General features: G+C 56.5%; 29 protein-coding genes. 13 read left to right on the forward strand and 16 right to left on the reverse strand.

Annotated elements, in window-relative coordinates; all coding sequences use genetic code 11:
• Positions 1–104: 104 nt before the first annotated feature.
• A complete protein-coding gene (locus LZU96_RS20210) occupies positions 105–404 on the reverse strand; it encodes a hypothetical protein (RefSeq protein WP_233988337.1) in 300 nt (99 codons plus the stop codon).
• 632 nt (positions 405–1,036) lie between these two features.
• Positions 1,037–1,231 carry a hypothetical protein gene (locus LZU96_RS20215; RefSeq protein WP_233988338.1) on the reverse strand — a complete coding sequence of 65 codons (195 nt, stop codon included), beginning with the start codon at positions 1,229–1,231 and terminating at the stop codon, positions 1,037–1,039.
• 414 nt (positions 1,232–1,645) lie between these two features.
• On the opposite strand from LZU96_RS20215, the gene LZU96_RS20220 reads away from it, so the two are divergent.
• Both LZU96_RS20220 and LZU96_RS20225 read left to right on the forward strand, forming a co-directional pair.
• Positions 1,646–2,662 (forward strand): substrate-binding domain-containing protein, encoded by a 1,017-nt coding sequence (locus tag LZU96_RS20220; protein WP_233988339.1) that lies wholly within the window; start codon positions 1,646–1,648, stop codon positions 2,660–2,662.
• Positions 2,663–2,790: 128 nt separating this feature from the next.
• The gene (locus LZU96_RS20225; protein ID WP_233988341.1) at positions 2,791–3,186 is read left to right on the forward strand and encodes a cupin domain-containing protein; all 396 of its coding nucleotides are present in this window, start codon (positions 2,791–2,793) and stop codon (positions 3,184–3,186) included.
• 48 nt (positions 3,187–3,234) lie between these two features.
• Here LZU96_RS20225 and LZU96_RS20230 read toward each other — a convergent pair whose 3' ends face one another.
• Positions 3,235–4,119, reverse strand: coding sequence for a LysR family transcriptional regulator (locus tag LZU96_RS20230; RefSeq protein WP_233988342.1), 885 nt, complete (start codon positions 4,117–4,119; stop codon positions 3,235–3,237).
• A 99-nt stretch (positions 4,120–4,218) separates the two neighbouring features.
• Between LZU96_RS20230 and LZU96_RS20235 the strand changes: the two genes are divergently transcribed.
• On the forward strand, positions 4,219–4,944 hold the full coding sequence (locus tag LZU96_RS20235) for an SDR family oxidoreductase (RefSeq protein ID WP_233988343.1): 726 nt from the start codon (positions 4,219–4,221) through the stop codon (positions 4,942–4,944).
• Between the two features lie 45 nt (positions 4,945–4,989).
• Here LZU96_RS20235 and LZU96_RS20240 read toward each other — a convergent pair whose 3' ends face one another.
• From LZU96_RS20240 to LZU96_RS20255, 4 genes are all read right to left on the reverse strand, one after another.
• Positions 4,990–5,721, reverse strand: coding sequence for a YoaK family protein (locus LZU96_RS20240; protein WP_233988344.1), 732 nt, complete (start codon positions 5,719–5,721; stop codon positions 4,990–4,992).
• A gap of 223 nt (positions 5,722–5,944) precedes the next feature.
• Positions 5,945–6,274, reverse strand: coding sequence for a DHCW motif cupin fold protein (locus LZU96_RS20245; protein WP_233988346.1), 330 nt, complete (start codon positions 6,272–6,274; stop codon positions 5,945–5,947).
• Between the two features lie 50 nt (positions 6,275–6,324).
• Entirely contained in the window at positions 6,325–7,017 is a 693-nt protein-coding gene (locus LZU96_RS20250; protein ID WP_233988347.1) for an aspartate/glutamate racemase family protein, read from the reverse strand.
• A gap of 75 nt (positions 7,018–7,092) precedes the next feature.
• The gene (locus tag LZU96_RS20255; RefSeq protein ID WP_233988349.1) at positions 7,093–8,244 is read right to left on the reverse strand and encodes an MFS transporter; all 1,152 of its coding nucleotides are present in this window, start codon (positions 8,242–8,244) and stop codon (positions 7,093–7,095) included.
• 136 nt (positions 8,245–8,380) lie between these two features.
• Here LZU96_RS20255 and LZU96_RS20260 point away from each other — a divergent pair, with 136 nt between their 5' ends.
• Complete coding sequence (locus LZU96_RS20260; protein WP_233988352.1) at positions 8,381–8,896, forward strand: MarR family winged helix-turn-helix transcriptional regulator; 516 nt, start codon at positions 8,381–8,383, stop codon at positions 8,894–8,896.
• Here LZU96_RS20260 and LZU96_RS20265 read toward each other — a convergent pair.
• Complete coding sequence (locus LZU96_RS20265) at positions 8,893–9,495, reverse strand: XRE family transcriptional regulator (protein ID WP_233988353.1); 603 nt, start codon at positions 9,493–9,495, stop codon at positions 8,893–8,895. The genes LZU96_RS20260 and LZU96_RS20265 overlap by 4 nt on opposite strands.
• 43 nt (positions 9,496–9,538) lie before the next feature.
• Here LZU96_RS20265 and LZU96_RS20270 point away from each other — a divergent pair, with 43 nt between their 5' ends.
• The 4 genes from LZU96_RS20270 to LZU96_RS20285 all read left to right on the forward strand — a co-directional run bounded on the left by LZU96_RS20270 (position 9,539) and on the right by LZU96_RS20285 (position 11,750).
• Positions 9,539–10,234 (forward strand): B3/4 domain-containing protein, encoded by a 696-nt coding sequence (locus LZU96_RS20270; protein ID WP_233988354.1) that lies wholly within the window; start codon positions 9,539–9,541, stop codon positions 10,232–10,234.
• A 131-nt stretch (positions 10,235–10,365) separates the two neighbouring features.
• A complete protein-coding gene (locus LZU96_RS20275) occupies positions 10,366–10,689 on the forward strand; it encodes a hypothetical protein (protein ID WP_233988355.1) in 324 nt (107 codons plus the stop codon).
• Positions 10,690–10,739: 50 nt separating this feature from the next.
• Positions 10,740–11,117 (forward strand): RidA family protein, encoded by a 378-nt coding sequence (locus LZU96_RS20280; protein ID WP_233988356.1) that lies wholly within the window; start codon positions 10,740–10,742, stop codon positions 11,115–11,117.
• Positions 11,118–11,147: 30 nt separating this feature from the next.
• Positions 11,148–11,750, forward strand: a complete 603-nt coding sequence (locus LZU96_RS20285; protein WP_233988358.1) for a LysE family translocator — start codon at positions 11,148–11,150, stop codon at positions 11,748–11,750.
• Here the strand turns inward: LZU96_RS20285 and LZU96_RS20290 are convergent.
• Genes LZU96_RS20290 through LZU96_RS20300 form a run of 3 tightly spaced genes read right to left on the reverse strand, consistent with a single transcriptional unit; the run spans position 11,730 to position 12,957 of the window.
• Positions 11,730–12,266: a DUF4865 family protein gene (locus tag LZU96_RS20290; RefSeq protein ID WP_233988359.1), complete on the reverse strand. Its 537-nt coding sequence runs from the start codon at positions 12,264–12,266 to the stop codon at positions 11,730–11,732. The genes LZU96_RS20285 and LZU96_RS20290 overlap by 21 nt on opposite strands.
• Complete coding sequence (locus LZU96_RS20295) at positions 12,263–12,652, reverse strand: tautomerase family protein (protein ID WP_233988361.1); 390 nt, start codon at positions 12,650–12,652, stop codon at positions 12,263–12,265. The genes LZU96_RS20290 and LZU96_RS20295 overlap by 4 nt, the downstream gene beginning before the upstream one ends.
• Positions 12,652–12,957 (reverse strand): carboxymuconolactone decarboxylase family protein, encoded by a 306-nt coding sequence (locus LZU96_RS20300; protein ID WP_233988362.1) that lies wholly within the window; start codon positions 12,955–12,957, stop codon positions 12,652–12,654. Before LZU96_RS20300 ends, LZU96_RS20295 begins: the two co-directional genes overlap by 1 nt.
• A 97-nt stretch (positions 12,958–13,054) precedes the next feature.
• On the opposite strand from LZU96_RS20300, the gene LZU96_RS20305 reads away from it, so the two are divergent.
• On the forward strand, positions 13,055–13,936 hold the full coding sequence (locus tag LZU96_RS20305; RefSeq protein ID WP_233988364.1) for a LysR substrate-binding domain-containing protein: 882 nt from the start codon (positions 13,055–13,057) through the stop codon (positions 13,934–13,936).
• A gap of 9 nt (positions 13,937–13,945) precedes the next feature.
• Here the strand turns inward: LZU96_RS20305 and LZU96_RS20310 are convergent, their stop codons facing one another.
• Both LZU96_RS20310 and LZU96_RS20315 read right to left on the reverse strand, forming a co-directional pair.
• Positions 13,946–14,494: a TetR/AcrR family transcriptional regulator gene (locus LZU96_RS20310; protein ID WP_233988365.1), complete on the reverse strand. Its 549-nt coding sequence runs from the start codon at positions 14,492–14,494 to the stop codon at positions 13,946–13,948.
• Positions 14,495–14,594: 100 nt separating this feature from the next.
• Positions 14,595–15,713, reverse strand: a complete 1,119-nt coding sequence (locus tag LZU96_RS20315) for a serine hydrolase domain-containing protein (protein ID WP_233988366.1) — start codon at positions 15,711–15,713, stop codon at positions 14,595–14,597.
• A 430-nt stretch (positions 15,714–16,143) separates the two neighbouring features.
• Between LZU96_RS20315 and LZU96_RS20320 the strand changes: the two genes are divergently transcribed.
• Positions 16,144–16,518 (forward strand): hypothetical protein, encoded by a 375-nt coding sequence (locus LZU96_RS20320; RefSeq protein ID WP_233988790.1) that lies wholly within the window; start codon positions 16,144–16,146, stop codon positions 16,516–16,518.
• A gap of 14 nt (positions 16,519–16,532) precedes the next feature.
• On the opposite strand, the gene LZU96_RS20325 is transcribed toward LZU96_RS20320, so the two are convergent.
• Positions 16,533–17,459 carry an AraC family transcriptional regulator gene (locus LZU96_RS20325; protein WP_233988367.1) on the reverse strand — a complete coding sequence of 309 codons (927 nt, stop codon included), beginning with the start codon at positions 17,457–17,459 and terminating at the stop codon, positions 16,533–16,535.
• A gap of 369 nt (positions 17,460–17,828) precedes the next feature.
• Between LZU96_RS20325 and LZU96_RS20330 the strand changes: the two genes are divergently transcribed.
• The 3 genes from LZU96_RS20330 to LZU96_RS20340 all read left to right on the forward strand — a co-directional run bounded on the left by LZU96_RS20330 (position 17,829) and on the right by LZU96_RS20340 (position 20,361).
• Positions 17,829–18,863, forward strand: coding sequence for an alpha/beta hydrolase (locus LZU96_RS20330; protein WP_233988368.1), 1,035 nt, complete (start codon positions 17,829–17,831; stop codon positions 18,861–18,863).
• Positions 18,864–19,056: 193 nt separating this feature from the next.
• The gene (locus LZU96_RS20335; RefSeq protein ID WP_233988369.1) at positions 19,057–19,800 is read left to right on the forward strand and encodes an SDR family oxidoreductase; all 744 of its coding nucleotides are present in this window, start codon (positions 19,057–19,059) and stop codon (positions 19,798–19,800) included.
• Positions 19,801–19,908: 108 nt separating this feature from the next.
• On the forward strand, positions 19,909–20,361 hold the full coding sequence (locus tag LZU96_RS20340; protein ID WP_233988370.1) for a cyclophilin-like fold protein: 453 nt from the start codon (positions 19,909–19,911) through the stop codon (positions 20,359–20,361).
• A 55-nt stretch (positions 20,362–20,416) separates the two neighbouring features.
• On the opposite strand, the gene LZU96_RS20345 is transcribed toward LZU96_RS20340, so the two are convergent.
• The gene (locus LZU96_RS20345; protein WP_262287713.1) at positions 20,417–21,169 is read right to left on the reverse strand and encodes a carboxymuconolactone decarboxylase family protein; all 753 of its coding nucleotides are present in this window, start codon (positions 21,167–21,169) and stop codon (positions 20,417–20,419) included.
• An 8-nt stretch (positions 21,170–21,177) separates the two neighbouring features.
• Positions 21,178–21,663 carry a cupin domain-containing protein gene (locus LZU96_RS20350; RefSeq protein WP_233988371.1) on the reverse strand — a complete coding sequence of 162 codons (486 nt, stop codon included), beginning with the start codon at positions 21,661–21,663 and terminating at the stop codon, positions 21,178–21,180.
• Positions 21,664–21,714 lie beyond the last annotated feature (51 nt).

Here is a 21,714-nt window from a genome sequence, read left to right on the forward strand (position 1 = left end):
CGCGCTCAACGGCGCGCAGGAAGCCCTCTTGTGGAATAGTTTCTTTGCCCCAGCCTTACTCCGCTTGCTTTCAATTCCTGCCTCAACGGATGCGCCTGACGGGATTAATCCAGTGAATCCCGATGCTGCTGACACTTCACCAGCACATGACCACTGAAGGTGGTGGGCATACGGTTTCTGACAACCGACGCCGAACCGATATTATTTTCCAGATTGAAATCATCGCGGGTGATGATCAACGTCGTTACTTCAGAGAAATAGTCACGCTGCGTATTGTTGTGATGTTTATTATCAATCACTTTTACCACGTAGGTATCATCATCGGTCTTGATAATGTCATATCTGACCAGCCGACTGTCCTGATTGCTGCTGATGTAGTGCGTTTCAACATCCGAGAAGATCATGTTTTTATCCTTAATGGCGCTGGCCCCGATTCATCACCCCGGCGCGGGTTAACCGGCAACAGCGGAATGCAGCCTGTTCTGGTTCCGTGCTGTTTCTGGTCCGCGTCTTTCTGGCCTGCTTCAGGGCCTGTCAGGATGGTTTACCCCTGCGAAGGATCTTTATAGCGCGTTGCGGACGGCATTGAAACATTTTCACCGCTGCAGCCCGCTTTTGTCGCTGTTTCCGCCGGCCCGCACCTCAAAGCCCCGACCAGCGCACTGACGAGGTTAACGCAACCGCTCCGTTACGGGTGATGACGAATACGCATGGCTCCACCTGAACAACAGAGCCAGCTGGCGTGAAATAGATTTCAGGTAACAGACGCCTTATCCGAACAGATACTGTTCAATAACAGCAGGCTTATCCGAAACGGATAAAAACGCGGCAGTTTTAGGATGACGATTCCTGTCGGGATATTAACTCTGCTGGCGGCAAGAGGTCATACCCTCGCTCATCCCGCCACAATAATCAGACTCCCCTGCTTAATCAGAGTGCAAAAAAATCACGGGGAAAATATCCATTATGTCTGACAGGATTAATTAAGGGGAACCGATTTCAATGATGCTGACGTTTATTCGCAACGCCATCATTCTTAGTGCATCTTGCGGGTAAAAAAGCCGATCGCTTCATGGCACAGCGCTTTCAATCGGTTATCTCGCGTCTCTTCACTCAGGCGAAACAGCGCATTGGTAATATCATGAAAATGCACAGGCTGCCCGTTCTTAATCAGATCGCTAACTATTGCGCCAACCAGCGCGCGAATATCTTTTTCTTCGTCGTACTTCACACGACCTCCAGACGGTGTATGCATATACAGTTTAGCATCGTTGGAAGTCAAAAAACAAAAGGGCCGCGTTCAGGAAAATATAAGCGAAGCGGCAGAAAAGGTTATTATTCGAACAGCCTCAGAATAATATCTGGCACTATTTCGTCAGCGGGGCTACGCGAAAGATATAACCGCCAGATAACACGGGGTAACTGCGGTAATATATTTATCCCGACCTGAAACCTCGGCTTAATGCTATTCATATTATGATACAGATCCGCTGATCTGGCGGTGTGAAACGTTCATCCGGTTTAACTTAACAGAGCCACTTTTCTGCGGCGGCGATATCGTTGAAACCGGACGGCTAAATCAGGCAAGGTTTAGCACCCGCAGTGTGATAAAACGAGTGATAACCCCTCGCCTTCAGAGTGACGCATGGCTAAATTCACCTTAAAACAGATAGCCGCTCAGTCCGGTCTGAGCCTGGCAACCATTGATCGGGCGCTGCATCAGCGCGGCAGGGTGCATCCGCAAACGCAGCATCGCATTCAGCAGGCGATAGCCGACCTGGAATTACTACAGAAAACGGCGCGGGCAAAAGGCAGAACGCTGTGGTTCGATGTGATTATGCATACACCCGATCGCTTTCGTGAGCTGGTGCGTGAAGCATTCAGCAGTCAGATTGCCAGCTTTACCCGGTTTAAACTGCAGCTGCGATTTCACTTCAGCGAGAACTTAACCGCAGAGCAGGTCAATGCGCTTCTGAACAAAAATGCGCTCCACAGCCACGGGATTATTCTCAAAGCGGCCCACTCGGCACTGCTGAATCCGACCATCGATACCCTGCTGAAACAACGTGTGCCGGTGGTGACGGTGATGAGCGATCTGCCGGGCAGTGCGCGCCTGCGCTATATCGGCATGGATAATTACGACGCCGGGAAGGTTGCCGCGTTTTTAATGTCAAAATGGCTGCGGTCTGAGCAATCCCACATTGTGGCGATCACCGGCAGCAGAGACTTTATCGGGGAGCAGGAGCGGATTGAGGGTTTCGAACGCGCCATTCAGCAGTTTGCGCCGCAGCATCGGGTCAGCGTGGTGGCGGGTGGTTATGGCATCGATCCGTTGATGTACCAGTCACTTAAACATTTTCTGCAGGCGCACCCGGACACGGACGCGGTCTACACGGTCGGCGGCGGTAATCCGGGTATCTTACGGGCTTTTGACGAGCTTAACCGGCCGGTTAACGCCTTTATCGGACACGATCTTGATCGGGAAAACCGCGCGCTGCTGCAGGCGGGTAAAATTGATGCGCTGATCGAACATAATTTACAGCTTGATGCACAGCACGCCTTCAGAACGCTGCTGGAATTTCACGGTTTTCTGCCTGCCTCCGCACCCGCTGCGCCCTATTCAAAAATCAATATTATTACCCGCTATAACATGACGACCTGAGGCTGACAGCCGTAATGCGCCTGATGATTAATGAATACTGCTCATAAACGCTTGCGGGTTATGCTGGCTAATCAGCAGGCGTCCGGGTTGCTAAACTTCGGGACATCACATGATGAGTGGAGAACAAAATGAAGATTATCGCTAACGGCTCCCTGCCTTCACGCCAGGGCCCTGCTGACTATTTCACCGGCACGGTGCGGATTGACGCCCCATTCCAGGCAGACGCACCGGCACGAGTCGGTGGCGCAACCGTCACGTTTGAACCAGGTGCGCGCACTGTCTGGCACACGCATCCGCTGGGCCAGACCCTGATTATCACCCAGGGTCAGGGCTGGATTCAGTGTGAGGGCGAAGCGATTCGGGTCATGAATACCGGCGACATCGTCTGGATACCGGAGAATGTGAAGCACTGGCACGGCGCAACCCCGGACAACGCCATGACCCATATTGCCATCGCGGAATCCGTTAACGGCAGCCCGGTGGACTGGCTGGAACCGGTCACTGACCAGCAGTATCAAAAATAAGCCCATCACGTCCGTTACGGCGGGCGTGCTGCTCTTCTTGCCACGCTGTCACAACTTTACGTGATCGATCAGCGCGCGTAGCTTGGGTGCCAGATTCTTCCGGCTGGGGAAGTAGAGGTAAAAACCGGCAAATGCGGGCAACCAGTCATCCAGCAGCGTCACCAGCTCCCCGCGCGCAATATAAGGCTGAAACGTCTCTTCCATACCGAAACTGATGCCGCCGCCGGCACAGGCGGTGCGGATCATCACCCCCATATCGTTGGTGGTCAGCTGCGGATTAACCGCCACTTCAAATTCACGCCCCTGCTCAGCAAATTCCCAGCGATAAGGCGACAGGCCCGGCCCTTTCCGCCAGCCGATACAGCAATGCTGGATCAGTTCATGCGGATGCTGCGGCGTGCCCTGGCGGGCCAGGTAAGCAGGCGATGCCACCGCCACCTGGCGCTGAGCGCGGGATACCGGTACCGCAATCATATCCTGCGCGATCACCTCACCCAGCCGGACACCCGCGTCGTAGCCCTGTTCGACAATATCAAATTCCTCATCCGTGACGGTGATATCCAGCTCAATCTGCGGATAAGCGCGGATAAAGCTCGCCAGCAGTTCACCACTCAGCATTCGCTCAGCAATGGATGAGATCGCCAGCCGTAACTGTCCACGCGGAACGGCGGCCAGTTCAGCGATATCGGTGACGGCGCGGTTCAGTTGATTGATCGCCGGTGCTACCTCGTTATAGAGCCGTTGCCCCGCTTCGGTGAGCTGAACGCTGCGGGTCGTCCTCTGCATCAGCGTCAGGTTCAGCCGGTCTTCCAGCCGCCGTAGCGTCTGGCTGATGGCCGGACGGGTAACACCCAGTTGCTCAGCCGCCAGACGAAAATTACGCGTCTGCGCCACAATGACAAACACTTCCAGCGCATTTTTATCGGTCATCATTGATTAGTTGTAGTTACCAGTTCATGAAGCAGCAGGTGGATTATCTTTATAGCCTAACCGTCGTAGCATCTCCAGCTACACCACAACAGGAGAAACAATATGACGAAGAAAGTGATTTTAATTACCGGTGCATCAAGCGGCATTGGTGCGGGTATCGCCCGTGAACTGGCGAAAACCGGGGCAACACTGCTGCTGGGCGCCCGGCGCGAAGAGCGGCTTCACGCACTGGCCGACGCGTTGCGATTCGACGGGGCTGAAGTGGCGGTTAAAGCGCTGGATGTGACGCAGCGTGAGCAGGTGGATCAGTTTGTTGAGTTCGCTCTGGAACAGTGGGGTCGGGTCGATGTGATGATCAACAACGCGGGCATTATGCCGCTGTCACCGATGGCTTCGTTGCGGGTAGAGGAGTGGGATCGGATGATTGATGTCAACATCAGAGGCGTGCTGTATGGCATTGCCACTGTGCTGCCGCCGATGCTGGCCCGCCACTCCGGACACATCATCAACATCGCCTCAATTGGGGCGCTGGCGGTTTCACCGACTGCGGCGGTTTATTGTGCCACTAAGTATGCGGTGCGGGCGATATCCGATGGGTTACGTCAGGAGAACAGCCAGCTTCGCGTGACCTGTGTGCATCCGGGCGTGGTTGAAAGTGAACTGGCTGACACCATCACTGACCCGACCGCCGCGCAGGCAATGGCCGACTATCGGGCGATAGCCCTGCAACCCGAGGCGATTGGGCGCGCGGTACGTTATGCCATTGAGCAGCCGGATGAGGTAGACGTGAATGAAATCGTGGTGCGGCCGACCCGCACAGTGCAGTGATCGCTGGCCCGATGCCGGCTGGCATCGGGCCGCTGTGGCGGTAGATCAGTAAAAGCTCCTGCGGGATCGCTGAACGGTAATGGCGATAGCGCCCAGCGCCACCACCATCAGGAATAGCCCCAATCCGATCATCGCGTTAAAACCGTAGCTTTTGAACAGCAGCAGACCGGCAATACAGCCAATAAGAAACGAAAACACCGTGGTCAGATGGGTATGCAGCACCTTCTGGAAAAAACGCCGTTCGCCACTTTCGTCATGCGACACATGCGAGGAGAGCCACGACCCAAGCGCAATACCGGCATCGGTTAATGTGCCGGTGATATGCGTCGATCGGACACGACCATTTGAGAGCTGGGTCGAAGTGGCATTATGAATCCCCATCAGGAATCCCAGCAAAACCAGCACTTCACCGTTGAAGCGTGGCGTAAAAAACATCGTTTCAAAGATCGAGGCTGCGGTCAGCGCGACCCCTTCGGCCAGAATGATCAGACAAAAAATAGTGCGCAGCTTATGCTTCTGGCCGATGATGACCGCCAGGCGGGCCACGGTACAACCCATCACAAAGGCGGTGATCAGCGCCAGTAAAAACAGTAGCGTATGCAGATCGCTGGTGGTGACTTCAGTAGATATCTGCGAAGTGTTACCGGTCATGTGCGACGGGAAAAACCCGAAGGCACCCAGCGCCATCGCGTTAAGGATGCCAGCGGTGGTGGCGAGTACCAGCGCCAGCAGGCGATCTTCGGTATGCGATCTTACTTTCTTCTTTTTTATCAGCACAGGTTTCCCCACATCAGGTTAAGGCAGAACGGTGTTTACCGTCTCAAGCATACAGCCTGATGAGAAATAATCCTGTCAGAAGCAGATTACTCCGATGAATTAAGCTATTAATTTTGCTGATTTTTATAAAGCTGCTTCAGTTTACTTTTATAAGTGTCAACAACGTGATTATTCACCATGACAAAGGGAGGTTTAGCGCCACCCTTTATCAGACCGCCGGCCGTTAATCGACAATAAACAACCGCGCGCCCACCGGCGTCGAAGAGCGATGCGGTTCGGCATCATCTGCCACCTGATAACTGACGCCCGGCGTCAGCACAAAGCGACGACCGTCGGCCAGTTCGGTATGCAGCTCGCCAGCGAGACACAGCAGAATGTGACCTTTGATACACCAGTGATCGGCGAGATATCCCGGTGAGTAATCCACGATCCTGACGCGAATAGCATTAAACTGCGCGGTGCACCAGATAGCCTGGCCCTGTTCACCGGGATGAACGGTTTCATCAATCAAATCCCAATGGGTGAGTCCAAACGGCAAATTTTCTATTTTCATGGGTGCTCCGGGTAAATGGGCAGTGAGCCTGCCGCAGTAAAGAGAAACCGCTATTTCAGCGCCTGGATGACCGCTTCTTCGGCGTGAATCAGGGTGGTATCAAATAACGGGACGCTGGCATCACTCTCATCCACCAGCAGGGTGATTTCAGTGCAACCCAGAATAATCGCCTGTGCGCCCTCCTCCACCAGCCGCTGCATAATCTGCTGAAAGCGATGGCGGGAAACCGGATTGATAGTGCCAAGGCAGAGTTCCTGGTAGATCACCTGATGGACAAAAACGCGGTCCTCCTCATCCGGAATGATCACCTCCAGATCACATTGCGCTTCCAGCCGCCCGCGATAAAACGCCTGTTCCATAGTGAACCGGGTCGCCAGCAAGCCTACCTTGCTGAAGCCGGCCTGACGGATACGCTGCCCGGTCGCATCCGCGATGTGTAACAGCGGCAGGGAGGTGGCCGCACTGATTTGCGCGGCCACTTTGTGCATGGTGTTGGTACAGAGCACGATAAATTCTGCCCCGGCACACTCCAGACTGCGTGCCGCCGCGGCCAGTCGTTCACCCGCCTGCTGCCATTCCCCGGCCGCCTGAAGTTGTTCAATCGGTTCAAAATCGACGCTGTACAGCACCAGCTGCGCCGAATGCAACCCGCCCAGCCGCTGTTTAACCTGCTGATTAATGATGCGATAGTAGAGCGCGGTTGACTCCCACGACATACCGCCTAACAAACCGATGACTTTCATTGCCGCTCCTGATTAATTGCCTGCTTTCCAGCATGCCAGACGACAATCATTTTGTCGGCATCTGCTGCAGGCCCTTCAGCCCGACAGCGGTCGGAACCGCCAGGCGATCACCATCAGCACCACTACCCCGACGCTCATGATCAGCCAGGCACCGGTCAGTGATGCGCCGCTGTCACGTACCCAGCCCGCCACCAGCGGCATCACGGCGGCAATCAGATAGCCGCCGCCCTGCACCCGTGATAACAGCACGCCCGCTTCTCTGGCATTTCGGGCATGATCCAGCGTGACGATCAGCGACAGCGGAAACAGCGCACCGATGCCGCTGCCGAGTAGCAGCGTCGACAGCACCGGCATCGCGCCAGGTGCCACAATCAGACTGAGCAGGCCAGCCAGCAACAGGGCCAGCACCAGCAGCAGTAACCAGCGACGATCGGGAAAACGGTGCTGAACCGCCGAGATCACCAGACCGGCCACCACTTCCGTCAGCGTCAGCCCGGCGAGCAGAAAGCCGCTGTTGCGGGCGCTCCAGCCCGCCTGGATATAAAATGGCGGCAGCCATGCCAGCACCAGCGTGTAAGCCCCGGTCCCGATACCAAAGAACAGCAACAGTAAACAGGTTCGCGCCGTGGGCAGCGCAACCGCAGCGGGTGCCGGATGGTTAACCGGCCCGCGTGGATTCACTGACAACCAGAGAAGTAAGGTAAAGATCGACAGCCCACCGGCAATCGCCAGCGCTGAGCGTAAACCGAGCAGCGAAAACAGCGGCTCAGCGCTGGCCGCCATCAATGCCGCACCAGCCATAATGCCAGTGCTGAACAGCGCCATCAGCGTGGGTGCCGCACCAGTGTAACGCTGGCGGATCAGTGCTGGCATCAGCGCCTGGATCACGCCAATTCCGGCCCCGCCAGCCAGGGCGGTGAGGATCAGCTGCGGTGGCGAAAGTGCATAACCGCGCCAGAGCGCGGCCAGCGCCAGGCAGAGCAGTCCTGCCGCAATCCCCGGTACGGTCCCGATCCGCGCCAGCAGCCAGGGTCCCGCCAGGGCTGCGAGGCCCATCATCGCCACCGGCAGGGTGGTCAGCAGGCTGAACGCCGTCGCCGACAGACCCGCCTGCTGTTGCAACGCCGGAAACAGTGGGCCGATAATCGCCAGCATCGGGCGCAGATTCAGCCCGACAACAAAGACGATCAGTGCGAATATAGCGGGAAACAACAGGGTGTTCTTCATAGCCGGCTCCGTGCAGAGGATAGACGCTGACAGCAACAGGCTGTCACTATTTATCTTAACGTTAAGATAAAACAGGTCCGGCAGTAAGGGGCTGAGCACAACCTGACAACATAACCACACAGTAAGCAGGTAAATCATGCAGGACCATATCGATTTTGTCGTCAGCCAGTGGGACAACGCGATGCCAGAGCTGGATGCCTCATCAATGCGCATCATGGGCCGAATGCTGCGCCTGATGAAACATCTGGCAAAAGCCCGCAGTCAGGCGCTGGAGCCTTTCGATTTCCATGACGGTGAGTTTGATGTGCTGGCGACACTGCGCCGGGCCGGCACGCCGTACTGCCTGTCACCCACCCAGCTTTATACCTCGCTGCTGGTGACCTCCGGTGCCATGACCCATCGCCTGAAACGGCTGGAACAGCGCGGTTTGATTGCGCGGGTTGCGTCACCCGACGACAAGCGCAGCACGTTGGTGGGGCTGACGCCGCAGGGTCAGCGCTGTATTGAGCAGGCGCTGGCGGTGCATACGGCGACTCAGAATGCGGTGCTGGCTCCGCTGACGGCGGCAGAACGCGCGGCCCTGGAAGGAATGCTGAAAACTCTGCTGCTGGCATTTCCCGGTGAAACGCTGGCCGCCGCGGAAAATGATTAACGCTGCAGTTCGGCGACCGTCATGGTGAACACCACCGGATGTTGATCGGCGCTGGCGTAGGCGTGTGGCATATCGGTACGCGCCACCGCTGCGCAACCTGGCTGAACGACTAACGTCTGGTCGCCGACGGTTAACGCCAGCGTACCTTCTTCAACATGCAGCAGTTCCAGCGTCCCGGCGGAATGTCCCGCCGAGCTAAACCTTTCACCGGCAAACATCTGCCAGCGCCACAGTTCAATCATGTCAGGACCGCGGGTGCCAGCCAGCAGTTGCGCACTCCCGCCCTGCTCGCCGCGCCACAAGGTGGGCATTGCGCTTTTATCAATCAGCCAGGCGGCAGGCGCATGCGTGACATTGACGATATCTGCCACCGAGACGCCGAGCGCAGCGGCAATCCGGCACAAAATCGCAATGCTGGGATTGGCTTCGCCTTTCTCGATCTCCACCAGCATCCCTTTACTGACGCCCGCCCGGCGGGATAATTCATCCAGCGAGAGTTTCTGGCTTTTACGCCAGCTTTTGATGCTTTCCGAGACAGCCTGATTGACGCTGGCTACGTCAGCACCCGCATCGGTCGATATATTGACTTTTTTGGTCATCGGTCATTACTATGAAATAAATTAGTCACTGAGAGATTATCCAATGTTATCTGTTGATCCGTCAATCGACCCGGCCGTATTTGCGCTGGCACCCGGCTTTCGCGCCATGAGTATTGTGGTGGAAGCCGCGCCAGTCACCCATCCTGAGATTGCGCAACAGGCGCTGCAAAAGGCGTGCCGCCAGGTGCTGGAACAGGATGTTGAATGGGCTGACGCCCATCTCGCGGCCTGGGCGACGGTATTCAAAGCCTTTGGTGCCAAAGCGAAACGGACTCCCTGCTCGGCAGACGCGCTGCGCAAGCGGGTCCTGCGGGATGGCGGGATGCCAGCGATCGATCCGGTTGTCGATCTCTATAATGCCATCAGCATTCAGTACGCGCTGCCGGTCGGCGGGGAAAATATTGCCGCCTACGTTGGTGCGCCGCGCCTGGCGATCGCGGATGGCAGCGAGTCGTTTGATACGGTTAAAGAGGGCGAAGTGGTCTTTGAATCGCCGGAGCCAGGAGAAGTGATCTGGCGCGACGATCAGGGCATCACCTGCCGTCGCTGGAACTGGCGTCAGGGCGTCAGAACCCGGCTGGATGCGCAGGCGCGTCAGATGTGGTTTATCCTTGAAAGCCTGCCGGAAATGCCGCTGACCGCGCTGCAACAGGCCAGTGATGATCTGGTTTCCGGCCTGCAACAGATGATGCCAGATGCGCAGATCAGCGCCAGGCTGATTGACGCAACGACCGCATAACCCAGCGCTAAACCGCTGCTCAACGCCAGGAAAACGAGGTTAACGACGCGCCGGAACTATGGCAGGATACGCGCCCTCTGTCCGGTGTAGATCTGACAGACCTCTTTGGCCGATAACAGGTGGCGGTGTTGATGAAAGCGAAACTTAAATGGATGATTCCTCTGCTGGCGGTGCTGGCACTGGCGGGCTGGTGGCTGATGCCACACTTCAGCAGCGAAGATAAAGCCTATTACGTTGCGGTGTTCTGCGGCATCGATCATCATGATCAGCAGCAGTTTATTCCACAGATGCAGCAGATCGTTGAGGGCAGTAACTCTGACTATGCGCTGCAGAAGATAACATTTAAACCGGCGCTGGCCCGTCAGGTGATTCACGACTGGCAACAGCTATCACCGGATGCGCAACGGCAGGCGGCCGCTGATCACCTCATCTGTCAGCAGCGGCTGACCCACTAAAGCGGACGGACGGTGCCTGCCTGCACTGACTCAGGCCTGAAGGAGAGATCATGCCGCAACCTGAACGTAAAAATTATCCGCAACTCGGCGAGGTGAAAGCGCCTTATGTCCATGCGGTGAAACATGGTGATACGCTGTACGTTTCCGGCCTCACCGCCTTTGGGACGCCGGCTCAGCACAGCGGCATAGCGCAGCAGGCGGAAGCGATCTTTTCCCAACTGGAGTTGATCGCCGCGGCTGAGCAGACGTCGCTGGCTTCACTGATTAAGGTGACCATTTTCATCACCGCATTCAGCGACATTGAGGCATTACGCGAAGTCCTGTTCCGCTACTATGGCGCTCATCTGCCTGCCAGTTCGCTGGTGCAGGTCAGTGGTCTTTTCTCGGCGGATTTACGGATTGAGATTGAGGCGATTCTCGCGCTGTGACCCTCTCATCCTGGAGAGCAACCTGTTCCGATGCAGATCGATTATAGCGGTTTCATTGTTGCCATCTTACCGATAGCGCTGTCACCGGGAGCCAGTTTTACGCTTGCCATTAACAGTGCGCTGGCCGAAGGCTGGCGCGGCGTCGCGACGATTATTCTGGGTACCGCACTGGGGATCTATTGCCACGCCCTGCTGGTTGGATTAGGCGTTTCGTCAATGCTGATGGCTTTACCCTCTCTGTTTCATATTCTGCAGATTGCCGGCACCCTTTATCTGCTGTGGCTGGGCAGCCAGTTAATCATCAGCGGAGTGCGGGCCCGCCATCAGGCTGACAGCCCCGACCCGCAGCCGGTTACGCTTTCTCAGGCTTTACTGGCGAACCTGCTCAATCCTAAAGCCATTCTGCTCTACCTGACCGTAGTATCGCGCTTTACCAGCCAGACCGGCAATGTACGCGATTTTATGCTGCTGGCCTCGGTGCATATTGTGATCATGGCGGGGTGGCTCAGCGGTGCCAGCCAGCTGTTGATGACCTCAACCCGCGCCATCAGCACCTTTGCCCTGCGTAAATATATCAATACCCTGGGCGGAATCGTGCTGCTGGCTATCGCCCTATCCGGTCTGATCCCCTGACGCCGCCGCACCGCGTGCCAGATAACCGATACGATAAACGTCCTGTTCACCGGCCGGACGCCCGGCTGACGCCGTGACGGTCACTCCCTGCCAGCGGCTCACATCCCAGGCGCAAAAGCCGGTTTCATTCGCCAGATCGGCCAGGCAACTGTGCGGAGCGATCGCCCAGCGGCGCAGGGCGATAAAGCGCGCCTGGTCAAGATTGTCCGGCACCCCATCCGCATTCAGCGCCAGCCAGCTCTCTATCACCGGCCAGCCAAAGTCATCCACCAGGCGCTGAAATCCCGCGCTTTGCAGGAAACGCTGCATGGCTGACGCATCCTGCCAGAAATAGAGCGGCGCATAACGATTTTCTGCCATCGCCAGTTCCTCATCATCCCGCCGGGCATAGAGAAAAGCCTTGGCGATCAGACCCGGAAACCCGTTCAGCCTCGCGCCGTTCAGCCGGATACGCTGCTCAATCGTCGTCATCGGGTAATCTGCCGGCAGCGTAAAGCGGTAATGCATCACGATCATGACGTCACCTCCGCTAACATTCTGCCGCCGCTGAAGCTCCAGTCTTCACTGCTGTTGAACTGGATGATGACCATCACGTCATCGGGATCGACTCCCAGCGTGGCCTGCAATGCGGCGCAAAGCTGCTGATAAAAGCGCTGCTTCTGCTGCCGGGTGCGTGGCCGACCGGCGGTAACCCGAAACAGGATGAAGGCTTCGCTGCGCCCTTTGCTCAGGTAGTGACGATCAAAAATTCGCTGGTGGGCCGGCAGCACCTCAAACAGCTGAAAACAGTCGTCAACCGGCACCGCAAATTCCGCCACCAGCGTCTGATGCAGCAGCGCGGAGATCTGCTGTAAGCTGGCCTCACTGTAAGCCTGGCCGAGGGTGATACGGGTTAAGGGCATCAGTTGTTCTCCTCAAGGTAGCTCAGCGCCGTCACCGCCGCGGGCCAGCCAGCGTAAAACGCCAGATGGGTGAAGCCTTCGATCAGCTCCTCCTGCGTCAGCCCATTTTTTCGCGCGAAATCAATATGCCAGGGCAACTGCGCGACCCGGCCCAGCGCGGTTAGCGTCGCCAGCGTCAGCAGGCTGCGTTCCCGTGCGGAGAGCACGCCGCGCTGCCAGATATCATCAAACAGCACCTGCTGCGTCAGTTCAGCCAGTTTCGGGGCCCGACGGGCCAGCGTTTCGCGATCCAGAATCTCTTTCATTTTTTCTCTCCAGTGCAGATGGACAGAGTGTCGCGCAGCGCTATAATCCTGAAAATCAAATTAATCAGCATCAACCATCCACTTATACAGGATGATTATGAACCGGGTTCCCGAGTCACTGGATATGGACGCGCTGCGTAGCTTTGTTACCGGCATTGAAGCGGGTAGCTTTGCCCTGGCAGCCCGGCATTTATGCCGTTCAACCTCAGCGGTCAGTGCGCAGCTCAAAAAGCTGGAGCAGCAATGCGGTACTGCACTGGTCAGAAAGCAAGGTCGGCATCAGCAACTCACCGATAGCGGTGAGCTGCTGATGAGTTACGCCAAACGTCTGCTGACGCTGAACGATGAGACGTTGCGCGCAGTCAGAGGTGACGGGCTGAAGGGTGAAATCCGTATCGGGATGCAGGAAGATTTTGGTGAGTCATTGATGCCTGAGGTACTGGGCGCGTTTAGTCGTCAGCATCCCGGCGTCACCATTACCGCGCAGGTTGACAGAAACCAGAGGCTGCTCAGCGCAATGGCCTGTCATCAACTTGATATGGCGCTGGTGTGGCAGGCCGCACCGCACGCCAATAGCAGGCTGATCGGTGACTGTCCACTAGCCTGGATACATCATGCTGATTTTGATCTGGCCGCGCTGTTACACCGCGGCGATCCGCTGCCGCTGGTCGCCTTTGATGCGCCCTGCCTGATGCGATCGCGCGCCACCGCGTCGCTGGATGCTGCGGGAATACCCTGGCGTGTTGTCTTTACCAGTCACAGCCTGAGCGGCATCTGGGCAGCGCTGCAGGCTGGACTGGGCATCACGCTGCGCACCCGTGCCGGAATGCCGGAGACGCTGGTGACAGCATCACGTCATCTGCCAGCTGCTGGAGAGGTCGGCATTGCGCTGATCACCCCGGACGATACAGATGACCCGGCGCACGCCTTGCTGCAACAGTTGATCATTGAGGCCGCCTCTCCTTTTACCCAGAGATAAGCGGCCGGGTCAGGCAAACAGCCGCTGGATCAGTGACTGACAGTAGGCGGCGGTGATCTCCCGATCGTTAAACAGGATGTGATACATCACCGGTGCTACCACGCCATCAATCACCTGCGCGACGTCAAAGCCCGGCTCACCGCGCGCCAGCGCCCGGCTGTTCAGCGTCTCAAGATGCTGCACGGTATAGCCACAGCATTTCTGGCTGGCGTCGTCGCTGTAGCTGCCGATCACGTCGGCCAGCATCTGACGCCCTACTTTCGATGACATCTCCTCGACATACTGCAGTATGAAAGCCGTCAAATCGCTGACCATCTCACCGGTATCTTCCGGTTCAGCAATCGGCCGCATCCGGTCAACCGCAACGTCTGCCAGTAGCTGCGACAGGTCACCCCAGCGGCGATAAATTGTAGAAGGGGTAACCCCAGCCTGCTCAGCAATCATCGGCACGGTGATCACCGCGCGATCGGTGGTTTTAAGTAGCTGATTGACCGTTTTATGGACTTCAGCCTGGATTCGGGCGCTGCGGCCCCCCTGACGGATCATCTCCTTTGCCATCGGCTCCTCCTGGGATCGGATAGATTAATGCAAATATATTGCATTAACTGGTTGCCGGCAGTTTACCTTATCAGGCTACGGCTGTGCAGCAGGCAGCGGCTTAGCGGCCTGAAATGGCATGCGCCAGCTTCACAATGTCAGAATCTCTGAATAACCGACTGGCGCAGTGAGCGTCTGCACCGGCGTGCATGGAACCCACATTCGTCACTATCGCCACCGCACAGTCGGTTTGCTCAAACCACCAGGCGCAGGCGCTGTAGCCCAGCACATTGCCACCGTGACCGATAGCGGGCCCGTAAGCGGAGTCGGTTCTGAACAGGCTTAATCCCATCTGCGCTTCACCGGCGGCGCGCCAGCGTTGCATGTCGCGCAGACTTTGCCGATTGAGTAACGCGCCATTTTTCAGCGCCAGGATAAACGCCATCAACTCCCCGGCAGTAGAGACTATCCCGCCGGCTGCCCATTCAACCGAGAGACTGGCTGAAGAAACGTTGAGGATAGCGTTGTGCTCTGGTTGAAAACTCGCGGCGATGCCAGCGTTGCGGATGAAATCTGCGTTGCATCGGTGGTAGCGCGCGGCCATCTTCTGCGGTTGAGTGGGCGAAAAGCCGTCGAGCCGGGTTGCATTAAGCGCCAGCGGCCGGAAGATCCGCTGATCCAGTTCATCCTGCAACCTGTGGCCGGTCACGCGTTCGATCAACAACCCCAACAGGGTGAAATGGCTGTTTGAGTAATGAAAGTTTTCATCGGGCAGAGATAACGGCGGCTGGTCGCGAATATAGTCCAGTGACGCCTCAGGCTGCCAGAAGCGGTTCGCAATGAGATGCTTACCACGCGCAGCCTGAATCCACGCGGGCTGATCTTCCCAGCTCGCTATTCCGGCATAATGCGACAACAGTTGTCTGATCGTCGCGGCCTTTGCATTGGCGATACCCGACAGCGACGTCTCTTCCAGCCAGTCAGAAAGTCGATCGTCGAGCTGAATCTGTCGCTGTTCGGTGAGCTGAAGGATGATCACCGCAATAAACACTTTGGTAATGCTGCCAATGCCAAAGGCGGTATCGGGTGAATTTTCTACCCGGTTTCTGATGTCTGCATAGCCTGCGGCGTATTGCCAGATCAGGCGGTCTCCTTTTCCTATGGCGATTGAGATCGCCGGGAACGCCTCACGGGTCAGGTCGTCGAGTAAACGGCTGAGTTGATCGGTAAATGCTGTCATCGCTACGCCTTTTAATTTATTGAACAGATCCTCACAGAGCCGGTCTGGCGGCTTACAGGCAAACTGCCTTTCTGCGCGCGGCGCGCCACAGCAAACCAGCCGCTGAAAAGCGAGATCTTTTCCCGCCCGGACAATGCCCTCCGGTTTGACCCCGATCAGGTCACGACGCCCTCTTCAGGGGTAAATTCCGCGCGATTGTCCCGGATTAGCCCGGCGGAGAGGTGACCCGATTTCCTCTGCCGCTCAGGCTTCCGGAAACCACCGTTCGGTGCTTATGCTTTTCGCCCGGCGCGCTGATCGCCACTATGATTAACAGCGTGAGCGGTAAACAGACTCTTTTCAGCTGGCCAGACGGGCCATACTTCAAGGAAAACCCATGCGTATCAACGATTCTGCTCCTTCCACTGCGCGTTTTCATCTGCTGGCGTGGATGATGGTGATCAGCGCGCTGACCTGTAGCGTAACGCCTGCTCACGCCATCAGCCGCGCTTATCGCGCTCAGCTGGAGCGTAGCGGATGTACCCAGATGAGCGACGCCGCCGGTACCTGCGACATCAAAAAAACCAAAGCGCAGAATCAGGCAAACAGCGTCAATGCTCCTGCCTCCCGCCTGAAGATAGAGCAGCTGATCGGCAAATCGATTGATGTCGCCTCCGGTCAGCTGATTGCTGACGGCTGGAAAGCGAATGGAGGACGCTGGTATCACGATAATCGTGTTCTGACGCTGACCGTCGCCGATAACCTTATCACCGCGGTATCCCTGAAGAATGTCGGTCACGCCTCACTCACCCTGAGCAAAGAGTAAAGCAGAGAAGCGGATTACCCTGCCTGCACCCGATGGCTGGCGATATCCCGTCTGGGCGGATTGCCAAACAAGCGACTGTATTCGCGACTGAACTGAGAAGGACTCTCATAGCCGACGCGAAATGCAGCGCTGGCGACATCCAGATACTCATTTAACATCAGTCGCCTGGCTTCATTTAAGCGAAGCCATTTCTGATATTGCAGCGGGCTCATGCCGGAGAGCTGACGAAAATGCTGATGAAAGGTCGGTACGCTCATCTGCACCCGGCTTGCCAGCTCTTCAACGCGCAACGGTGATGGATAGTTCTGTTTCAGCCAGTCGATAGCTTTTGAAATCCGATATCCATGCCCATCCACCGCGGCAATCTGCCGCAAAATTGCGGCCTGATCGCTGAGCAACAAACGATAATGGATCTCACGCTGAATCAGCGGTGCCAGCACCGGAATGGCCTCTGGCTCGGTCAGTAACTCTGCCAGCCGACAAAATGGGGCCAGAATGGCCGCCGTCGCGCTGCCCAGCCCAACGCCCGTTCTGGCCCGCTGTACCGGTGGCGGCGGTAAATTCCCCTGGGATATCAGTTCCGCTAACAGCCGCTGGTCGAGACGGAGCGTCATGCCGAGGCAGGGCTGGCTGCGGCTGGCCTCAGTCACTTCAGAATTAGCCGGGATATTCAGCGAGGTCACCAGAAAGGAAGCGGTGTCATAGGGATACGCACTCCCGCCGACCCACATCCTTTTCGCGCCGCTGGCAACCAGCACCAGGCTGGGCGGGACCATACAGATCACCGGCGGTGCCGGCTCATCACGACGAAAAAGGCCGACGCCTTCAATCGCGGTCGGGTAATCCCCGGTACAGGCGGTTGATGCACCAATGATATGCCGTAATCGGGCCAGATAATCCTGCCTGCGTGCCTGCGGATCGGTGAGCGAGGTGATTGACATTATGATGCTCCACTGCATTTTTCTTCCGCGTTATAAGACACCATCCTTGCCGCAAAAGTAAACATGCTTCATAGGATCAGGCAAAAAATAGAGACAAATGGGTTACCCCTTCACGCCACACCCGCCGCATACTGATTGCACAGAATAAAGGGCGATCGGCGTTGCCTGTGTCAGGTTAACAGGCAACGGATGCGTTACCCGGTGTGAGGTGATTTCTGCACTGCACATCACCCCTATTTATTTTAATGGCAAGCAACAGGCAATTTTGTCTGCGCATCCGTTCCGGCGTCATTTTTTAATGCTGGCGCGTCACGTTATTTAACTTTGCGATCAACCTGAGTTCCGGGTTGGCCCGATCAGGATTACACCATGAAAAAAATCAGTTTAGCTTTAGCGCTCGCCATCAGTACAGTTTCATTTTCATCGCTCGCCCAGGATATGTCGCACGGCGCGGATAACTTTTATAAAAGCCGTGACGTCGCTCAGCAAAAAGTTTCATTCAATAATCAGTATCGAATGAAAATTGTCGGCAACCTGTTTACCCCGAAAAACTTTGACCCGAAGCGTCACTATGCCGCGATCGTGGTTGGTCATCCGATGGGGGCGGTGAAAGAACAAAGCTCCAGCCTCTATGCACAGAAACTGGCTGAACAGGGTTTTGTCACGCTGGCTATCGATCAGTCATTCTGGGGCGAGAGTGAAGGTGAACCGCGTAATGCGGTCGCGCCGGATATTTATGCCGAAGCATTCAGCGCAGCCGTCGACTTCCTCGGTACCCGACCCTTTGTCGATCGTGAACGCATCGGTGCGTTAGGTATCTGTGGCAGCGGCAGCTTCGTTATCAGCGCAGCGAAAATCGATCCGCGCATGAAAGCGATCGCCACGGTCAGCATGTATGACATGGGTGCCGCCAACCGCGACGCGCTGAATCATTCGCTTTCCGTCGCTCAGCGTAAACAGATAATTGCCCAGGCGGCACAGCAGCGCTACGCCGAGTTCAACGGCGCCGAGCCCGCCGTGGCAGGCGGCACCGATCTGAAACTGACCGCCGATACGCATCCGATTCAGCGTGAATTTTATGATTTTTATCGCACACCACGCGGTGAGTTTACGCCGGCAGGCGCCTCCGACCAGCGCACCACTAAGCCAACCATTACCAGCAACGTGAAATTCATGAACTTCTATCCGTTCAACGATATAGAAACCATCTCTCCGCGTCCGATGCTGTTTATCTCCGGCGATCAGGCGCATTCAAAAGAGTTTAGCGAGGCGGCGTATAAACGAGCGGGTCAGCCGAAAGAGCTTTACTGGGTTAAAAATGCCGGACATGTCGACCTCTACGACCGCACCGATCTGATTCCTTTTACCAAACTGGGCAGTTTCTTCCAGTCCAGCCTGAAATAAAGATGGCGATACGCCGCAGCGATAATGGCTGCGGCGTTTCACTCTGATGCATTTTACTGATCCCGGAATTATTCGGCTTTTTATTTCGAAGAAACCACGCATCAAAGGCGCTCATTCAAAGGTGAACGCTTTTTATTAATAAGCGATGGCAGTCACGCTTACATTCAGAATAAGGTCAACAAGGAGAAGGCTAATGATTAAAGAGAAAGTGATTATTATTACCGGTGCGTCATCCGGTATTGGTGAGGCGACAGCGAAATTGCTTGCCCGCCAAGGCGCCAGAGTGGTGCTGGGCGCCCGCCGTGAAGAGAATCTGAAGCGTATTACTGACGAAATCGTTGAGCAAGGTGGACAGGCCGTTTATCAGGTGCTGGACGTCACTCGCCAGGAAGAAAACGATCGCATCGTTAAACTGGCGCTGGAGACCTTTGGGCAAGTCGACGTGATCTTCCTTAACGCCGGGTTGATGCCCCTCTCTCCGCTCTCGGCGATGAAAACTGACGACTGGCATCAGATGATCGATGTGAATGTTAAAGGGGTGCTGAACGGCGTGGCGGCGGTGCTGCCACACTTTACGGCGCAGAAATCGGGACAGGTCATCGCGACCTCTTCCGTGGCCGGCCTGAAAGCCTATCCCGGCGGGGCGGTCTATGGTGGCACCAAATGGTTCGTGCGCGATTTTATGGAAGTGCTTAGGATGGAATCTGCGCTGGAAAAAACCCACATCCGCACCACGACGCTCTATCCTGCTGCGATCAACACTGAGTTGCTGTCGACCATCAGTGAAAAAGAGACGCGCGATCAGATGCAGGGACTGTATGACACCTATGGCATCCCACCGGAAAGAATTGCCAGCGTGGTCGCGTTTGCCATCGATCAGCCGGAAGACACCACCGTTAACGAGTTCACCATTGGCCCGGCAAACCAGCCCTGGTAACCGGCTCATGCGTAGCGTCACCTGCCGTCTCGCGGCAGCGGCCTCTGTCGCTGAACAGCGGTTAAGCCAGGTTCAGCGGCGGATTTCGGTTCCTAAAGGGAGTCAGAGATGCGATTACCCCTCAGATTAGTGACGCTCGGTTTGCTGAGTTTCGCGACATCCGGATTCGTCCAGCCTAAGGCGGTAGCCGCGACAGCGGCACCGGAAGAGAAAATGATAACAATGCGTATTGATCAACAACCTTTCACGCTTGTTCCGGCCGATAATGCGGCATCACGCGCGTTGATGAAACAGCTGCCGCTTAGCGTGGAAATGCATGAGCTGAACGGGAATGAAAAGTTCACCGATCTCACCTTCTCGTTACCGGTCGGCCCGGTTGTTACGGGCGAGATCAACGCCGGGGATGTCATGCTGTATGGCACCCATACCCTGGTGTTATTTTATCGATCTTTTCAGACCTCTTATCGCTACACGCGGATTGGCCGGATAGCCCATCCCGAAACGCTGGAGCAGCATGCGGGGATGAAAGCGGCGAACATTAGCGTGACGTTGTCACCCTAAACCACAGCGCGTTTCCCCTGACATAAGCGCCGGAGCCGGGTCCGGCGCTTATCCGTTATTTCTGTTCCACTGAATCGAGCGCCGCCTCAAGACGATCGGCCCAGCCGCGCGCGCCCTGCTGCCTGAAAACCGGCACCAGCTCTCGCAGTTGATCCCTGCTCAGTCCGACATTCAGGCTGATGCCGAGGTGCGCTTTTAGCTGTGGTTCCACCCCTTCCAGGGCGGCCAGCGTGCCGACCGTTGCCAGTTCGCGATTTTTCCAGCTCAGGTTATCGCGCTCAAAAATATCCCCGAACAGGTGTGACTGTAGGTAATCGTTCATCACCGGCGCGAAGTCAAACAGGGGTCCGGCTACCGGGCTGCCAACCAGCGCTGTCTGGTTGCGTTTACCGGCGGCAGGCATCGCCTCCGGCGTCGGAATCGGTCCTGGCTCACGACCTGGCGCATCCTGTTTGCCCTGTTGTCGCCGGGCTTCTGTGACTTTCATCAGTTCACCCAGCGCATTAAGACTGCGCGGAAAACCGGCATAGGCATAAAGCTGCACCAGCACCTCACGGCAGTCACTCAGGGTCAGCCCCTCATCCAGAGCGCGATTCAGCGCCGCGTTCAGTCCGGTCAGATCGCCTGTGGCAGCCCAGGCGGCGAGGGTCGCGATATTCTTCTGTTGCAGGGAGAGTGGCTCGGTCTGTTTCTGCATCTGTACCTCGATTTTTTTCCGTTCAGCCTCCGGGCTGGCTTCCGCCGCACCCAGCGACGGGGCCAGAGCCATGCAGAGTATCAGTGCGGTATTCATCTGTTTAATCATCATGTTGCCTCTTACGATTTGCCTGCTGCGCCATACTGCTCATCGCTGACCTTCTCCAGCCAGTTCACTACCCTGCCATCCAGCGCTTCCGCGATGGCGATATGAGACAGGCCTTGATGCGGAGTGGCTCCGTGCCAGTGTTTGACGCCAGCCGGAATCCAGACGATATCGCCCGGCCGGATTTCGCGCACCGGCTCTCCCCATGCCTGCACCCGACCCGCGCCAGCGGTCACAATCAGTGTCTGACCCAGAGGATGGGTATGCCATGCGGTGCGGGCAGCTGGCTCAAAGGTCACGGTAGCGCCACTGACCCGCGCAGGTGCGGTTGCCTGGAAAGGCGCATCAATTCGCACTGCGCCGGTGAAGGTATTAGCGGGTCCCTTAACCGAGGGTTTATCGCCGCTGTGGGACAGCGTCAACGATGCTTCCTTTTCCTGAGCGGAAACGGCTGAGATGGAGAGCGCAAGTGCAAACGCCATGACGGTGAGTTTCTTCATACGGCTCCTTACTGACCGGGGTTAAACCATTCAGAACGGTTGTCGCGTGCT

This window comes from Pantoea agglomerans, assembly GCF_021397715.1.
Lineage (GTDB): Bacteria > Pseudomonadota > Gammaproteobacteria > Enterobacterales > Enterobacteriaceae > Pantoea > Pantoea astica.

Bases quoted from the DNA above. Each gene is read 5' to 3' on its own strand.
- LZU96_RS20220 (WP_233988339.1), top strand. From the start codon at position 1,646: ATGGCTAAATTCACCTTAAAACAGATAGCCGCTCAGTCCGGTCTGAGC.
- LZU96_RS20350 (WP_233988371.1), bottom strand. From the start codon at position 21,663: ATGAAGAAACTCACCGTCATGGCGTTTGCACTTGCGCTCTCCATCTCA.
- LZU96_RS20310 (WP_233988365.1), bottom strand. From the start codon at position 14,494: ATGGCAAAGGAGATGATCCGTCAGGGGGGCCGCAGCGCCCGAATCCAG.
- LZU96_RS20270 (WP_233988354.1), top strand. From the start codon at position 9,539: ATGTTATCTGTTGATCCGTCAATCGACCCGGCCGTATTTGCGCTGGCA.
- LZU96_RS20235 (WP_233988343.1), top strand. From the start codon at position 4,219: ATGACGAAGAAAGTGATTTTAATTACCGGTGCATCAAGCGGCATTGGT.
- LZU96_RS20305 (WP_233988364.1), top strand. From the start codon at position 13,055: ATGAACCGGGTTCCCGAGTCACTGGATATGGACGCGCTGCGTAGCTTT.
- LZU96_RS20275 (WP_233988355.1), top strand. From the start codon at position 10,366: ATGAAAGCGAAACTTAAATGGATGATTCCTCTGCTGGCGGTGCTGGCA.
- LZU96_RS20245 (WP_233988346.1), bottom strand. From the start codon at position 6,274: ATGAAAATAGAAAATTTGCCGTTTGGACTCACCCATTGGGATTTGATT.
- LZU96_RS20230 (WP_233988342.1), bottom strand. From the start codon at position 4,119: ATGATGACCGATAAAAATGCGCTGGAAGTGTTTGTCATTGTGGCGCAG.
- LZU96_RS20285 (WP_233988358.1), top strand. From the start codon at position 11,148: ATGCAGATCGATTATAGCGGTTTCATTGTTGCCATCTTACCGATAGCG.
- LZU96_RS20320 (WP_233988790.1), top strand. From the start codon at position 16,144: ATGATGGTGATCAGCGCGCTGACCTGTAGCGTAACGCCTGCTCACGCC.
- LZU96_RS20345 (WP_262287713.1), bottom strand. From the start codon at position 21,169: ATGATGATTAAACAGATGAATACCGCACTGATACTCTGCATGGCTCTG.
- LZU96_RS20250 (WP_233988347.1), bottom strand. From the start codon at position 7,017: ATGAAAGTCATCGGTTTGTTAGGCGGTATGTCGTGGGAGTCAACCGCG.
- LZU96_RS20315 (WP_233988366.1), bottom strand. From the start codon at position 15,713: ATGACAGCATTTACCGATCAACTCAGCCGTTTACTCGACGACCTGACC.
- LZU96_RS20300 (WP_233988362.1), bottom strand. From the start codon at position 12,957: ATGAAAGAGATTCTGGATCGCGAAACGCTGGCCCGTCGGGCCCCGAAA.
- LZU96_RS20290 (WP_233988359.1), bottom strand. From the start codon at position 12,266: ATGATCGTGATGCATTACCGCTTTACGCTGCCGGCAGATTACCCGATG.
- LZU96_RS20325 (WP_233988367.1), bottom strand. From the start codon at position 17,459: ATGTCAATCACCTCGCTCACCGATCCGCAGGCACGCAGGCAGGATTAT.
- LZU96_RS20260 (WP_233988352.1), top strand. From the start codon at position 8,381: ATGCAGGACCATATCGATTTTGTCGTCAGCCAGTGGGACAACGCGATG.
- LZU96_RS20255 (WP_233988349.1), bottom strand. From the start codon at position 8,244: ATGAAGAACACCCTGTTGTTTCCCGCTATATTCGCACTGATCGTCTTT.
- LZU96_RS20225 (WP_233988341.1), top strand. From the start codon at position 2,791: ATGAAGATTATCGCTAACGGCTCCCTGCCTTCACGCCAGGGCCCTGCT.
- LZU96_RS20265 (WP_233988353.1), bottom strand. From the start codon at position 9,495: ATGACCAAAAAAGTCAATATATCGACCGATGCGGGTGCTGACGTAGCC.
- LZU96_RS20210 (WP_233988337.1), bottom strand. From the start codon at position 404: ATGATCTTCTCGGATGTTGAAACGCACTACATCAGCAGCAATCAGGAC.
- LZU96_RS20280 (WP_233988356.1), top strand. From the start codon at position 10,740: ATGCCGCAACCTGAACGTAAAAATTATCCGCAACTCGGCGAGGTGAAA.
- LZU96_RS20335 (WP_233988369.1), top strand. From the start codon at position 19,057: ATGATTAAAGAGAAAGTGATTATTATTACCGGTGCGTCATCCGGTATT.
- LZU96_RS20330 (WP_233988368.1), top strand. From the start codon at position 17,829: ATGAAAAAAATCAGTTTAGCTTTAGCGCTCGCCATCAGTACAGTTTCA.
- LZU96_RS20340 (WP_233988370.1), top strand. From the start codon at position 19,909: ATGCGATTACCCCTCAGATTAGTGACGCTCGGTTTGCTGAGTTTCGCG.
- LZU96_RS20295 (WP_233988361.1), bottom strand. From the start codon at position 12,652: ATGCCCTTAACCCGTATCACCCTCGGCCAGGCTTACAGTGAGGCCAGC.